A 14,313-nucleotide genomic window follows, 5' to 3' on the forward strand; every position below is an offset into this window, starting at 1 on the left:
AGCGGGCATCGCTCGCGTCGCGTGCTGTCGATCGGAAACGATAATCATGCTTCCGATAAGATCGCACGCGATATATAATGCATTCATCTGCGACACGCCCCCGTGTCGATGGAGGATGCTCATGAAACCGACCGAAACCCAATCGCCCGCCACGCCGAAGCTTTCCGAGTTCCTGTGCTTTGCGATCTACTCGACGAACCTCGCGTTCGGCAAGGCCTACAAGCCGATCCTCGAGGAGCTCGGCCTCACGTACACGCAATACATCACGATCATTGCGCTGTGGGAGGAGGGCGACCAGACGGTCGGGCAGCTCGGCGAAAAGCTGTTCCTCGAATCGAACACGCTGACGCCGATCCTGAAGAAGCTCGAGGCGATGGGCTATCTGGAACGGCACCGCGATCCGTCGGACGAGCGTCAGGTGGTCGTGAGCCTGACGAAAAGCGGTCGCCGCGTGCGCGAGAAGGGGCTCGACATGAATCTCGTCGAAGCCACCGGGCTCAAACCCGACGAATTCGCGAAGATGCAGAAGGCGATCGTCACGCTGCGCGGCAACCTGATCGATTCGATCGACGAGTAAACCACGAATAGCCTGGCCGCCGGCTCGATGTCGAGCCGGGATACGATTGCAGCCGGCTTCCTCCACGATTTCCATGCTTTTCCGGCCGTCCGGACCGACTTTTGCAATGCTGCGCCCGGTTGCTTACGGCTGACGCTCGGGCTGGCCCGTCCCGGTATCCTCACGCCCCAACACCAGCAATTGCATGTCGCGACGGATCGTGAAACCGAGCGCCAGATAGCGCTCGATTGCGACGCGATTCGACGACAGCACATGCAGAAACGGCGTTTCCGCCCGCGCATGAATCCGCGCGATCAATGCGCGGATCAGTCCGGCCGCGAGGCCCTGGCCGCGAAAGGCGGGATCCACGCACACGGCGCTGATCTCCGTATGGCCGCCGGCAGTCAGTCGCTGACCGGCCATCGCCACGAGCCGTCCTTCTCTCCGTACACCGAGATAGCCGCCGAATTCGATCGTGCGCGGGCCGAACGGACCCGGCTCCGTCGCCGCGATCAGCTCGAGCATGGCCGGTACGTCGACTTCGGTCAGCCGGACATGCTCCAGCGGCTGCGCATCGTCAGGCGTTCCCTGCCAGATCATCTGATGCAGCACCGCGCGCCGGACCACGGAACATCCGCCCGGCGTCGGGATCTCGTCAGGCGTGACCAGTGCCGCGGGCCCGTGCGTGTCGATCAATGCGCGCAACGCGTCGAAAGCGGCCGGGCTGCGCTCGGCGAGGCCGGCAAAGGGCGCGAGTTCGGGAGGAAAGCGCCGCGCGCGCTCGTCGCCGAGCGCAAAACGCTGCTGCTCGCCGGCGAGCGCATGCCAAACGGCGTTGTCGAGCGGATGCGCTCCGCTTCCTTCGTTCCCCGTCGTTGCTTGCCGCATTGCCTGCTCCCTGATTGAAGGTCGTTCGTCGCACAGCATAGACGCGATCGTCCATTCAGGTCTCAGACGAACAAAAAGCGCATACGATTATATCGCATACGCTTTATTTGATGGATGACGTCGTCGATTTCGGCGCGGTGCTCAATGACCGAAGTAGATCGAGCGCTCGGCCGTGCGAACGACGTTCCGGCTGCCGGCTTGCGTCGCGCCGTCGGCGTCGGTGCCGTAACCGGATGCGTCGGTATCGGCCGCTGTCGCAGCGTTGTCGCGCACCCGCTTCAGCGCGGTCTGCAGATTCTCCGGATAGTTCGGATCGTTCGGGCGATTCGGCAGGTAGCCGGCCTTCTGGAGCGCGGCCAGTTCCGCCCGCACCTGCGCGCGCGTGACGGTGCTTTCGGTCGCGAATGCCGGTGCGGCAGCGGAAACGGACACGGCGACGAGCAGGGCAGCAATCAGTTGGGTCTTCATCATTTACCTCGACAGAAAAGAGTGATCGGAGTGTGGGCGTCGCACGCCGGCAATCGGCGCCGATCGCGATTTCATTCAATGGCCGAAGTAGATCGAGCGCTCGGCGACCCGCATGGCAGGACGGCTGCCCGACTGCGTGCCGGCTGCCGCGTCGCTGCCGTAACCGGACGTCGCCGTATCGGCTGCGGCGGTGTCGTTCGCATGGATACGCGTCAGCGCGGCCTGCAGGTCGTCCGGATAGTGCGGATCGTTCGCGCGGCCCGGCACATAGCCGGCTTGCTGCAGCTGGGCGAGCTCGGCACGTACTTGCGCACGCGTCACGACGGCTTCATTGGCAAAGGCGGGGGCGGCAACGGCGGCGGATACGGCAACGAGAAGGGCGGCGATCACTTGGGTTTTCATCATTTACCTCGACAGATTCAATGGAAAGAAACGGGGCGTTCAGGCATGTGCGGCATGTCGACGCGATTCGTCCGGAATCGCGGATCGCGCTCAACGACCGAAATAGATCGAACGCTCGGCCATCTGCACGACCGCGCGTCGGCCCGACTGCGTCGCCGCGACGGCGTCACCGCCGTAGCCCGCGTTCGACGGTGCGTTGGCCACCGCGTCGTCCGCGTGGATCTGCGTCAGCGCGGCCTGCAGGTTGTCCGGGTAGGTCGCGTCGCTGGCGCGGTTCAGCGGGTAGCCGGTCCGTTCGAGCTGCACGAGTTCGGCGCGCACTTGCGCACGCGTCACGACGGCTTCATTGGCGAAGGCCGGCGCGGCAACGGCAGCGGACACGGCGACGAGCAGGGCGGCGATCAGTTGGGTCTTCATCATTTACCTCGACAAGAAAATGGCAGGAGATTCGGGAGGGCGGCGCCTGGCCGCCCGATTCAACGTTCAGACGATGCGGATTTCGACGTCGATGTTGCCGCGCGTCGCTTTCGAGTACGGGCAGGTCTGATGCGCGGTGTCGACGATGTGCTGCACGACGTCACGATCGAGCCCGGGCGCGCTCACGTTCAGGCGGGCCTGCAGGAAGTACGCGTTGCCGCCCATGCCCAGGTCCACTTCCGCATCGACCGCGAGATCGGCCGGCAGCGTCACCTTCGCCGCACGTGCCGCGAGTTGCATCGCGCCGATGAAGCAGGCCGACCAGCCGGCCGCGAACAGTTGTTCCGGATTCGTGCCGGTTCCGGCGGTGCCCGGCGACGACAACTGGATGTCGAGGCGACCGTCGGAACTGCGCGCCGCGCCGTCGCGGCCGCCGGAAGTCGTATGCGTCTTGCCCGTGTACAGCACTTTTTCGATCTTGCTCATCGTTCACTCCGTCAGGTTGGAAGGTTCCATCTAATGCGATTCGATCGCATGCGATGCAGTTTGGTCGAGACGCCGAACCTCATCAAGCGGATTCGATTAAATCGCATGCGATATTTTGTATTTCAATGTATCTGGATCGTGTACGGCCTTGCCAGGCAAGGATGTGCGGTGTTCCATCCCTTATATCGAAAAGATCGCGTCGCGCGACATTCCGGGCGCGGACAGGGCGGCCGCCGTCGGAACGGCGGCTGCCCGCGCAACCACAACGCGGCTACGCCGGCCGGATTTCGGCGATCACGACCAGAATCACGGCTGCGTCGGCCGGCAACTGGCGCTGGGAAAACGCCGAGCGCGCATGTCCGGCCTTGTCGCCGAGCACGGCGGCGAACAGATCGGATGCGCCGTCGATCACGGCCGGCTGGCCGAAAAAGCCGTCCGCCGACGCAACGTGCCCCTCGACACGCACGATGTGATGCAGGCGCTCGAACCCGCCGAGGTGTTTGCGGATCTGCGCGAGCACGTTCAGCGCCGCGAGTTGCGCCGCATGCCGCCCGTCGTCGACGTTCAGCCGTTCGCCGACGCGGCCTGTATAGGCAACCTTGCCGTCGACGAGCGGCAGTTGTCCGGAGATGAACAACAGGTTGCCGGCTTCGCTGACGGCCGTGTAGCTGCCGAGCGGTTGCGGCGGTTCGGGTAACGTGAGGCCGAGTTCGGCCAGCTTCTGTTCGATCGTCATCGCTTGCTCCTTCGGGGAAGCTTGAGTGGCGCCCAGGCTCGGAAGATTCACTCGCACGGGTCTCTGGCAGTCACTCTATTGAGGCGGTCGACGCCGGTAAATATCGTTCGCGCAATTGAATCGACACGCGATGTAACGAATCGCGCGCGGCGCAATGTGGCGCGAACGGTTGCCGGCGACGGTCGTCGGTACGCTGGTTTCCCGGCCGGGATTCATGCACACTCGCTGCTTCAGCGTCACGCGACGAAACGGCGCGCGCCGGCTCACCGCGAGCGCGATTCCGTGATGCCTACGTTCGCGTTGCCGGCCACGCCACGCACGAAGCAGCAGGAGCGCCCCATGCAGAGAAAATTCGACGACCTGCTGCTCGGCAGCATCGAGCTGTTCTGCCTGGCCGCGGAACTCGGCAGCTTCACGCTCGCGGCGACGGCCGCGAGCGTCACGCCGGCCGCGGTCAGCCGCTCGGTCGCGCGCCTCGAGGAGCGTCTCGGCGTACGCCTGTTCGTGCGGACGACACGGCAGATCCGCCTGACCGATTCCGGCCGGCGCTATTTCGAGCAATGCCGTGATGCGCTCTCGCAGCTCGTCGACGCCGAGCGCGAAGCGACGGGCCAGCAGGCCACGCCGGCCGGCGTGCTGCGCATCAGCATGCCGACGCCGTACGGACACTATCGCGTGTTGCCGCTGTTACCCGCGTTTCGCGAGCGATATCCGGACGTGCGCGTCGAAACGCATCTGAGCAACCGCAACATCGACTTCGCCGAGGAGGGTTTCGATCTTGCGATCCGCGGCCGCGCGCCGGCGGATTCGAGCCTGGTCGCGCGCAAGCTGGAGGATGCGGAACTCGTTGTCGTCGCGACGCCCGGCTACCTGAAACGCGCCGGCGTGCCGCGCGCCGTCGACGATCTGCACACGCACGAATGCATCCAGTTCGAGCTCCCGAGCAGCGGCCGGCCGATTCCGTGGTTGTTCAACGACGGCTCGGCGGAAATCGACGTCGCGACGACCGGCGGCTACGGCACGTCGGGCGACGTCCTCGCCGGCGTCACGCTCGCGCGCAGCGGCGCGGGCCTGTTCCAGACCTATCGCTTCATCGTCGACCGGGATCTGCGCGAGGGCACGCTCACGGAGGTGCTGTCCGGCCAGGGCGGCCGGTCGCGGCCGTTCATGCTGCTGTATCCCCACGCGCGCTATCTGTCTTCGCGCGTGCGCGTGTTCGTCGACTTTCTCGTCGAACATCTGCAACAGGCGCCCGGCAAGCGGGCGCGCTAGGCTCGTCCGGGGTGGAATGCCGGCAACGGGGCAGAGCGGGGCGCGAATGGCGCGGCTGCGCCGTTGCAGGACCGCCGCGCTCCGCGCCCCGCTCGCCATTCGCGCCATTCGCGTCAGCGCAGTCTCCCATCGTCGCCGCTCAATGCCCGGCGCTCTGGCCGCCATCCACGTGCAGGATCTCGCCGGTAACGAACGGCGCCGAATCCAGATACAGGATCGCGCCGACGATGTCGCTCATCTCGCCCATCCGGCCGACCGGATGCAGCGAGGCGAGCGTCGCGTGCGTGTCGGGCGCATGCATCGGCGACTTGATGATGCCGGGGGACACGGCGTTCACGCGGATGCCGGCCTTCGCGTACTCGATTGCGAGCGACTTCGTCGCCGCGTTGAGTCCGCCTTTCGTCAGCGATGCGAGCACCGACGGCACGTTGCTGTTCGCGTGGTCGACGAGGCTCGTCGTGATGCTGACCACGTGTCCGCCGCCGTTGCGTTGCATCGCCGCGATCGCGCGCTGCGTGACGTGGAAGAAACCGTCCAGGTTCACGCGGGTGATGGCCGCATAGTCGTCGGCGGTGTATTGCGTGAACGGCTTCGCGATGAACACGCCGGCGTTGTTGACGAGCGTGTCGACCCGGCCGAAGCGCTCGAGTGCGGTATCGACCACGCGCCGCGCGACGGCCGGGTCGCCGATGTCGCCCGCGACGGTGACCAGGCCGGGATCGTCCGACGCGCCGATCGAACGGGACGTCGCGACCACCCGATGGCCCTGGGCGCGGAATGCGTTGACCGTCTCCGCGCCGATGCCTTGCGATGCGCCGGTGACGATGATGACTTTGGATGTGCTCATGATATGCCTCGACAGGTGACTGGTTTTCGGCTTCGGTGCCGACCGGATCGATGAATCCGATGGACCAGACTTTAGGCGCGTCGCGCCGGAGTTCGAACACCCACCGTGGACCAACAGTCTTGCGTCGCGGGAACAAATGCGGGAAAGAACGGGGCGGCCGCGACGGCGATCGTTGCGGCGGAAGGGGAATCGACGCGGCTGCGAACGAAGCAGCAATCGCGGGCGACACCGCGCGTCGAATCGCCGTGAAATCCGGGATTCGTGCGAGGAAGTGCTGTCAATGCCGCGCGATGGCGTGCCCGGACGCGCCGGGTACTTCGATGGCTTATCGGATCTGTCCGGATAACTTTTCTTATCACAATAGCATCGATATGAATCGAAACCGGCGAGTACGAAAACGCGTCTGACCTGACCTGCATACGCTTCCTGTTCCGTCCGCGGCCCAGGCTTGCTCATCTGCTGGCGCATCGAATCGAACTGCAATCACCGCAACGGTCCGTACGTCTCCTTTTTCTCGCCTACGTCGGCCTCCGACTCAAGCCTCGGAGAACAGTCGGGCAAGGTGCGGTTCGAGATCGGGGAGAGCATCTGCGTGCCGATCTCCGAGCCGGTCTGGCGTCGAGGGCTTGGGTTCCGCGCCCAACCTGGCCGATGTCTGACCGACCCGATACCGCGGCAGATCGATGGACGACGCCTTGATCATCGCCATCGAGTTGCTGCACATCGCATTCCGCGTGCGCTTTGGACGAAAGACCGAATCCCCCCGGGCAATCGAGTCGCCCGTCAGAATGCAAACCCCGTCCTCTCGGGCAACAACTCTCCGCCAGGTCTGTTCGCCATATCGACACGCCGTCGAGCTGCTCTACGAGATGAGAACGGTGTCGGTTGACGGGCGCTCGAGAATCACGATGCGGACGGCCTCCAGGTTTGAGTGGCTCATGCACGCACGCTCATCCACTCCCGGAAAGGGCGGTGCGGCCGGAGGCGATCGCAGGGCGTCGAGAATCCTGTCCCAGCGATGCCGGTCGCTGATGCCGTTCGTGACATCGTCGGTACCTGGAGTGTTTTCCATAGCTTCATGATCGCCATTGGATAAGCGTCAAAGGCGACGTCGGCGTGAACCCGGCGTGTGCGATCGTGCTGACGCCGATCCGCGGCCACGCACCGTTCAACGAACGAAAAACGCGTGAAAAGCGGGAGAGGGAGGTGACCCGCGAATGCAGGTCACACTTGCAAAGTACGGGCGTCGACGTTTCGTGTCGGTAACTTCGGTCGTCACGCTTCAACTGGACGTGACGACGCACTGACGCGTGAGAAATCCAGAACGACCGTCACGCTTGTTTCGTCGATTTTGAGGCCGACCTGCGTGCGCGGTTTCGCGAACCTGCGTCATCGCATGCCGCCACTGGCGACGATATGCTCGCCCGTCAGCCACTTTGCGTCGTCGGACGCGAGGAAAACCGCAATCGACGCAACGTCGTCCGGTCTGCCCACGCGCCCGAGCGGCGTCTGGCTGACCGCGGAACTCTCGAACTCCGATCCGATCACCCCGGCGCTTTGCGCGCCTTCGGTCACGATCACGCCGGGATTGATCGTATTCACGCGAATGCCTCGCGGCCCGAGTTCACGGGCGAGCGCGCCGGTGATGGAATCCACCGCGCCTTTCGTGCCGCTGTAGACGGCAGTCGTCGCCGGTGTGAGCGTCGAGACGACCGAACTGACATTGATGATGCTGGCGCCTTCGCCCAGGTGCTGGACGGCGGCCTGTGTGGTGAGCAGCACGCCGAGCACGTTGATGTCGAACTGCCTGCGGTATTGCGCTTCCGTGAACGCCTCGATCGGGGCGAACTCGTAGACGCCCGAGTTGTTGACGAGGATGTCGAGGCGGCCGTACGTTTCGATCGCCGCATCGACGATGCCTTTTGCATCGGCAGCCTTCGACACGTCACCTCCGACGGCAACCGCTTTTCCTCCGGCCGTGGTGATGGCGGACACGACGTCATCCGCGCCCGTCTTGCTGCTTGCGTAGTTCACTACGATCGACGCGCCCTCTGCCGCGAGCGCCTTGGCGATGGCGGCACCGATACCCTTCGACGCACCGGTTACGACGGCCACTTTCCGTGCAAGCTTGCCCATGATGTTCACCTCAGTGTGAATGATTCCGTTGATGGACACCGGCATGCCGTCTCGCCCAATGCGATCGCCGGTGTTTTCTGCCTATGCGGACCTGCGTACGATCGCGATCGGGTGGCGCGGCGCGACTGGCCGGGCATCGATGCGCGGGACACGGCACCTTCAACCCGGCCATGCCGAATTGCGGATGACGGAACAGAAATTCCCCCGATGGAAATGAGGCTCCTTGTCGGCGATCACGTCGGCTTTCACGTTGCCGAACGTGGTTTCCGGCTTGTGCCTGATGCCGTCGTAGAACGCCTGAATGATCTCTTCCTTGAAGTGCGGCGGGCGGGGATGCGCATGCGTCACGGCTTCGCGCTCCTCGTGCGTGAACGCGTGGTACGACAGTCCGAGCACATCCATCTCGACCCCGGCGGTCACCAGCGCGACGACCGGGTGCATATGGCGCGGAATGCCGGGCGTGGTGTGCAGCGCAATCGCCGTCCAGACGAGATCGATGTCGGCCGCGTCGATGCCCCGGCCCGAGAGAAAGTCGCGGGCCGCATTGGCCCCGTCGACTTCGAAGCGTTCGGTGGCGCTGCTGTACGCTCCGGTGAGGCCGACGTCATGAAACATGGCACCGGCGTACAACAGTTCCGGATCGAATTTCAGGCCGCGGCGCACACCCTCCAGCGCACCGAACAAATATACGCGGCTCGAATGATGAAAGAGCAGCGGGGTGGACGTGTCGCGCACGAACTCGGTAATTTCCCGCGCAAGCTGACTGTCGGGCACCGCGACATCCTGAATGAACTCTGACATGACGGTCCTCCATCGAAATGTGAGCGGACGCCGGCGTCGTGGCGGACGCCGCACGCGAATGGCTGGCTACTTGGCTGCAGTCGTCGCCCCGATTCTTGCCAGGGCCTCGCGAACACCCGCGCCGTACTCGGGGTCGGCCTTCGTGCAATTGAGGATGTGGCGTTCCTGGATATGCGCCTGAACGGAGGCCATCTGGCGTGCGGTGTTGTCGAACAGCAATTGTTGCTGCGCCTGACTCATCAGGCGAAACAGGTTTCCCGGCTGCGCGAAGTGATCGACGTCCACGCGGTGGTCCCAATGCGCGGCGTCGCCTTCGATTCTCAGCGGCGGCTCGTGAAGATCGGGCCGCACTTCCCACTCGCCGGAACTGTTCGGATAGTAAGAAGGCGTGCCGCCGAGGTTGTCGTCGGTGCGCATGGCGCCGTCGCGGTGGTAGCTGTGGAAGGGGCACTTCGGCGCATTGACGGGAATGTGATTGAAGTTCACGCCCAGCCGATACCGTTGCGTGTCGCCGTAAGAGAACAGACGTGCCTGCAGCATCTTGTCCGGCGAAAAGCCGATGCCGGGCACGACGTTCGCGGGCGAGAAGGCCGCCTGCTCGACCTCGGCGAAATAATTGCCCGGGTTGCGGTTCAATTCGAGTACGCCGACCTCGATCAACGGGAAATCGCTTTTCGGCCAGACCTTGGTCAGGTCGAACGGATTGAACGGCAGAGACCTGGCCTCGTCGTCGTTCATCACCTGAATGAAGAGTGTCCAGCGCGGGAAGTCGCCGCGCTCGATGCTTTCGTAAAGATCGCGGCCATGCGTTTCGCGGTCCTTGCCCACGAGCTGTTCGGCTTCGTCGTCCGTCAGATTCGCGATGCCTTGCTGCGTACGGAAGTGAAACTTTACCCACGTCCGCCGATTGTCGGCATCGACCAGGCTGAACGTATGGCTGCCGAAACCATGCATGTGGCGATAGCTGCGCGGAATGCCCCTGTCGCTCATGACGATCGTGACCTGGTGAAGCGCCTCCGGCAAAAGCGTCCAGAAATCCCAGTTGCTGTTTGCGCTGCGCAGTCCCGTGCGCGGGTCGCGCTTGATCGCGTGGTTGAGATCGGGAAAACGCAGCGGATCACGGAAGAAGAACACGGGCGTGTTATTGCCCACGATGTCCCAGTTTCCTTCTTCCGTATAGAACTTCACCGCGAAGCCGCGGATATCGCGCTCGGCATCGGCGGCGCCGCGCTCGCCGGCGACCGTCGAAAAGCGCATGAATACGGGCGTTGCCTTGCCGATTTCCGAAAAGAGTTTTGCCTTGGTGTAGCGCGTGATGTCGTGCGTTACCGTGAATACGCCGTGCGCGCCCGATCCTTTGGCGTGCATGCGTCGTTCGGGAATCACCTCGCGGTCGAAGTGCGCGAGTTTCTCGATCAGCCAGATATCCTGCAGCAGCGCGGGGCCGCGCGGGCCGGCCGTTTCGATGTTCAGATTGTCGGCAACGGGCGCGCCCGTTGCGTGATCAAGACGCGTAGACGTATCGCGGTTTTTCATGCCTCGACTCCAGGAGGGTTGGGCGGACCGGCGCAGCGCCATACCGTTCCAGGCTGGCGGCCGCGCGAAACTTTACGGGCAAATCAGCGTGCTATCCCGGCGGGTGCGGTGAAAAAGAAACGGCCATACCGCGACGGCCACCCGCTCGATCCGTGACGAGCCGCGCAGGCATCGACGAGTCGATGTGAGAGAAGCGTACCTGTCGGGTGCCAGAACGATCTTGTATAAAACAACGATTCGATGGACGAATCGCGGACGGCCGTCGGACACCGGGGCAGTGGTTGAACTCGGATCAGAGGCGGTGGTGCGTCGCGCGTCGACGCATATCGAGCGGGCGCGCAAGCGCCGATAACGACGTTCGCACCTGTCCGGCGCTATCGGTTCCGCTGCGCCCAGTCTTTCGGCCCGCACCCTTCGAGGCGCGAGAACACGCGCGAAAAATGACTCTGGTCGAAAAATCCGCAGTCCGATGCGATGCTGGCCAGGCTCGCATCTGTTTCCCGCAACAGCGATTTCGCGCGCTCGATGCGGCGCTTGAGCAGCCACTGATGGGGTGTGCTGCCGGTCGTCTGCTTGAAGGCTTCACCGAAATAGCTGGTGGAGAGATTGCACTCGCGCGCGAGATCGGCAATCGAAGGATTGTCGTGCAGGTGGGACGCGAAATAATCTTCGATGCGCCGCATCTGCCACGGAGCGAGTCCCGAGCGGCGCGGCCGGAGCGCCGGATCGGCTCGGCCATATCGTGTGACGACGTGTTCGCAAAACGCCAGCGCGAGGTAATCGATGAACAGCGCACTCGTCAGGTCGGGATGCTGCAGGACCGCCTGCAGCGTATGCGAAAGACTGAACAGCACCGGGTCGCTGGCGCCGAGATGCGGCTGCACGAGTCCGCCTATGCGCCGGCGCCGCTTTTGATCGGTGAATTCCTCGATCGCGCTCTGGGCCAGATAGAGCCGCATGGTATCGAACGGCATGTCGAGACGGCGCGTCGGGCTCGAGCGCAGGTCGAGCAGAAAGCAACTGCCGGGACTGCACGACGCGGAAGCATCGAGGTTACCGCCTGAATAACGGAGGCCGGGATCGGGGCTCAGTATCAGCGGCATCTGAAAGACAAAGGCTTCCTCCGGTTGCGGCGTGAGCGAGCGCCCCGGTTGAGGCCGGGGGTTCGTCAACCGTGTGAACGAGATAGGCTGCCCGTGGGAGAAAACGCCGGCCCGCACGGTGGGCGCATCTCGCAGTAGAAACCGTTTGGCGAGGGCGTCGTCTGCAACGGGTTGCCCGAAATCGACGTGATTCCTATCGTTCATTCATCGCGCCTTGGAGTGCGCCCGTACAGGCGTCGTGTGCCTTTACCCGACGGCGGGTTCAAATGAAAACAGGCCCAATTTAGCGCAATTCGATGACTGGCGCGCGACTGGTGTCGTGATGCGCGAGACGCTCTCCGATTGCGGGCGCGACGCGCACGTCAATGGTGCGGTGCGCTATTGCGCGAACCAGGAACGTGCGCAGGCTCCATTGCGCGCGCCAGTGCAGGGCGGTGGCGTCAGCGTGAGCTCAACGACGTCTGCGCATCGTGCGATGCCGGGTCCCAGCCGCCGCCGAGCGCCTTGAACGTCGAGATCGCTGCACGAGCGGATTCCGTCTGTGCCTGTGCACGCGCGTCGGCGGCCTGGAGCAGCGTCTCGTTGGCGTGCAATACGTCGATGAAACTCGCTGCACCGCTGCGGTACGCGGTCATCGAGGAATCCTTGGCGCGGGAAAACGACGACTCGGCATGCGACAGCGTGGCAGCCTGCGCCTCTCGATTCACCAATGACGAGAGCGAGTTTTCGACGTCCTCGGAGGCGCGGAGCACGGCCTGCCGATAGGCCGCGAGCGCTTGCGCGTCGGCGCCTTTCGCCGCGTCGACATCGGCACTGATGCGGGCGAAATCGAACAGTCGCCAGCGCAGCCCGACGAGGCCGGCCGCCTGGTTGGCGCCGCCCGAGAACAACGTACCGGCGGCGGCCGAGGTCGCGCTGCCGAGGAAGGCGTTCAGCGAGACCGTCGGGTAGTACTCGCCGATCGCAGCGCCGATGCGCGCATTGGCGGCGGCGAGGTGACGTTCGGCGGCGATCAGATCGGGACGTCTTTGCAGCAGATCGGCTGGCGTGCCCATTTCCGCGAGCGCCGGCGCGACGGGGATCGGGGAAGGCGAGCCCAGCTCTGCCCGGTGCGTGCCAGGAGGTGTACCGAGCATCACGTCGAGGGCGTTCGACGCCGCATCAAGCGCCGCGAGGAGGACGGGCACGCTGGCCTGCACCTGGTCGAGCGCACCTTGCGCCTGCTGAACCTGATAGTCGGCTGCCGCGCCCTTCGAATACAGGAGTTTCACGTCTGCGAGAAGCGCCTGCTGCGTCTGCACCTGCCGGGTCGCGATATCCAGACGGGCCTGGAGCCCCCGGATCGTGACGTAGATATCGGCAGTCTGGGCCGCGACGGCAAGCCGGGTGGCAACTGCCGCCGCCTGCGTTGCCGAGTAATCGGCGAGCGCGGCTTCACGCTGACGGCGCAGACCGCCAAAAATGTCGATCTCCCAACCGGCCTCCAGGTTGGTTTCGTACGCGGTGCCCCAGCGCTCGTACCCCGGCGTGGCGTTGAGCAATCGCCCCAACGGCGTATCGACAGACTGATAGGCTCGTGCCGCCGACGCGGAAACCGAGGCCGACGGCAGGAGCGCCGCGTTGGCCGTGCCGAGGCGCGCGCGCGCCTGAGTGATTTGCGCGACGGCCTGGGCCAGGTCCAGGTTCTGGGCCAGCGCCAGCGAAACGTAATGCGTGAGCAGCGGGTCGTTGAAGCTTTCCCACCATGCGGACAGATCGGCAACCGGCGCCTTTGCCGCGCGGGCGGGCGGCTGGGTCATGTAGTGCTGCGCCAGCGGCGCATCCGGGCGGCGGTAGTCGGGACCCACGGCGCACGCCGAAAGGGCGGCGACGCTAGTCAGGAGAACAAGTGGACGGCGCAAGGGCATGATCATCTCGGGAGCGACAACGGGAGGGGAAATATAGTGACCAATATACAATATGGTCACACGTTGTCAACTGACGAGCGTCGGACTAAGCTTGAGGCATGAACAAACCGACTCCCTCCACCTCTTCGTCCCGTGGCCCCTCGGACCACGAAGTTCGCGCCCAGATCGTCGACGCCGCGACGGAATACTTCAGCCGTTACGGCTACGAAAAAACCACGGTCTCCGATCTCGCGAAGGAAATCGGGTTTTCAAAAGCCTATATTTACAAGTTTTTCGACTCCAAACAGGCGATCGGTCAGGTCATCTGCGCCAATCGCCTCGCCGCGATGATCGCCGCAGTCAGGGAAAACATCGACGGCGCGCACAGTGCGACGGAAAAATTTCGCTGCATGTTCAAGACCTTACTTTCAACCGGAGGCCAGCTTTTCTTCCAGGATCGCAAGCTCTACGATATTGCCGCCGTGTCGGCCGAATCGCTCTGGCCATCTGTCCAGAGTTATGAGGACCAGATCCGGCAACTCATCGCCGATATCCTGCGGCTCGGACGAGAAACCGGCGAATTCGAACGCAAGACGCCGCCGGACGAGGCGGTGAACGCGATCTTTCTGGTGATGAAGCCTTACTTCAATCCCTTGCTGCTGCAGTACAACCTCGATGGCGCGGAAGAGGCGACGGCCCAACTCGCGAGCCTGGTACTCAGAAGTCTTGCTCCATGAATCTCGCTGTGACTATTGACTGATTTAGTCACCGGTATCAGA

Annotated in this window: 15 protein-coding genes and 1 pseudogene; 3 read left to right on the forward strand and 13 right to left on the reverse strand. The window is 64.0% G+C overall.

Annotated features, from left to right (window positions below):
* The first annotated feature begins 121 nt into the window (after nt 1-121).
* Entirely contained in the window at nt 122-577 is a 456-nt protein-coding gene (locus DIE17_RS04720) for a MarR family winged helix-turn-helix transcriptional regulator (RefSeq protein WP_044843621.1), read from the forward strand.
* A 123-nt stretch (nt 578-700) separates the two neighbouring features.
* On the opposite strand, the gene DIE17_RS04725 is transcribed toward DIE17_RS04720, so the two are convergent.
* The 6 genes from DIE17_RS04725 to DIE17_RS04750 all read right to left on the reverse strand — a co-directional run bounded on the left by DIE17_RS04725 (nt 701) and on the right by DIE17_RS04750 (nt 3,953).
* Entirely contained in the window at nt 701-1,444 is a 744-nt protein-coding gene (locus tag DIE17_RS04725; RefSeq protein WP_124521730.1) for a GNAT family N-acetyltransferase, read from the reverse strand.
* A 141-nt stretch (nt 1,445-1,585) separates the two neighbouring features.
* Nucleotides 1,586-1,915, reverse strand: a complete 330-nt coding sequence (locus DIE17_RS04730) for a DUF4148 domain-containing protein (RefSeq protein WP_124521728.1) — start codon at nt 1,913-1,915, stop codon at nt 1,586-1,588.
* 72 nt (nt 1,916-1,987) lie between these two features.
* Nucleotides 1,988-2,314 carry a DUF4148 domain-containing protein gene (locus tag DIE17_RS04735; RefSeq protein ID WP_124521797.1) on the reverse strand — a complete coding sequence of 109 codons (327 nt, stop codon included), beginning with the start codon at nt 2,312-2,314 and terminating at the stop codon, nt 1,988-1,990.
* 90 nt (nt 2,315-2,404) lie between these two features.
* Nucleotides 2,405-2,731, reverse strand: coding sequence for a DUF4148 domain-containing protein (locus DIE17_RS04740; RefSeq protein ID WP_124521796.1), 327 nt, complete (start codon nt 2,729-2,731; stop codon nt 2,405-2,407).
* Between the two features lie 66 nt (nt 2,732-2,797).
* The gene (locus DIE17_RS04745; RefSeq protein WP_124485459.1) at nt 2,798-3,217 is read right to left on the reverse strand and encodes an organic hydroperoxide resistance protein; all 420 of its coding nucleotides are present in this window, start codon (nt 3,215-3,217) and stop codon (nt 2,798-2,800) included.
* 271 nt (nt 3,218-3,488) lie between these two features.
* A complete protein-coding gene (locus DIE17_RS04750) occupies nt 3,489-3,953 on the reverse strand; it encodes a RidA family protein (RefSeq protein ID WP_124485458.1) in 465 nt (154 codons plus the stop codon).
* Nucleotides 3,954-4,292: 339 nt separating this feature from the next.
* Between DIE17_RS04750 and DIE17_RS04755 the strand changes: the two genes are divergently transcribed.
* Entirely contained in the window at nt 4,293-5,225 is a 933-nt protein-coding gene (locus DIE17_RS04755; RefSeq protein ID WP_124521726.1) for a LysR family transcriptional regulator, read from the forward strand.
* Nucleotides 5,226-5,364: 139 nt separating this feature from the next.
* Here the strand turns inward: DIE17_RS04755 and DIE17_RS04760 are convergent, their stop codons facing one another.
* The 7 genes and pseudogenes from DIE17_RS04760 to DIE17_RS04790 form a co-directional block, all read right to left on the reverse strand.
* Nucleotides 5,365-6,072 carry an SDR family NAD(P)-dependent oxidoreductase gene (locus DIE17_RS04760; protein WP_124521724.1) on the reverse strand — a complete coding sequence of 236 codons (708 nt, stop codon included), beginning with the start codon at nt 6,070-6,072 and terminating at the stop codon, nt 5,365-5,367.
* A gap of 535 nt (nt 6,073-6,607) precedes the next feature.
* Nucleotides 6,608-6,916, reverse strand: a pseudogene (locus tag DIE17_RS38385) (DUF3331 domain-containing protein); the annotation flags it as partial.
* 545 nt (nt 6,917-7,461) lie between these two features.
* The gene (locus DIE17_RS04770; RefSeq protein ID WP_124485714.1) at nt 7,462-8,208 is read right to left on the reverse strand and encodes a glucose 1-dehydrogenase; all 747 of its coding nucleotides are present in this window, start codon (nt 8,206-8,208) and stop codon (nt 7,462-7,464) included.
* A 159-nt stretch (nt 8,209-8,367) separates the two neighbouring features.
* Entirely contained in the window at nt 8,368-9,009 is a 642-nt protein-coding gene (locus DIE17_RS04775) for an HD domain-containing protein (RefSeq protein WP_124485454.1), read from the reverse strand.
* Nucleotides 9,010-9,075: 66 nt separating this feature from the next.
* Nucleotides 9,076-10,545, reverse strand: a complete 1,470-nt coding sequence (locus tag DIE17_RS04780) for a catalase (RefSeq protein ID WP_124521722.1) — start codon at nt 10,543-10,545, stop codon at nt 9,076-9,078.
* 374 nt (nt 10,546-10,919) lie between these two features.
* Entirely contained in the window at nt 10,920-11,852 is a 933-nt protein-coding gene (locus DIE17_RS04785) for an AraC family transcriptional regulator (RefSeq protein ID WP_124521720.1), read from the reverse strand.
* A gap of 236 nt (nt 11,853-12,088) precedes the next feature.
* Complete coding sequence (locus tag DIE17_RS04790; RefSeq protein ID WP_409333452.1) at nt 12,089-13,561, reverse strand: efflux transporter outer membrane subunit; 1,473 nt, start codon at nt 13,559-13,561, stop codon at nt 12,089-12,091.
* Nucleotides 13,562-13,653: 92 nt separating this feature from the next.
* On the opposite strand from DIE17_RS04790, the gene DIE17_RS04795 reads away from it, so the two are divergent.
* Nucleotides 13,654-14,271, forward strand: a complete 618-nt coding sequence (locus tag DIE17_RS04795; RefSeq protein WP_124485450.1) for a TetR/AcrR family transcriptional regulator — start codon at nt 13,654-13,656, stop codon at nt 14,269-14,271.
* Nucleotides 14,272-14,313 lie beyond the last annotated feature (42 nt).

It is taken from the genome of Burkholderia sp. Bp9099 (genome assembly GCF_003857805.1).
Taxonomy (GTDB): Bacteria; Pseudomonadota; Gammaproteobacteria; order Burkholderiales; family Burkholderiaceae; genus Burkholderia.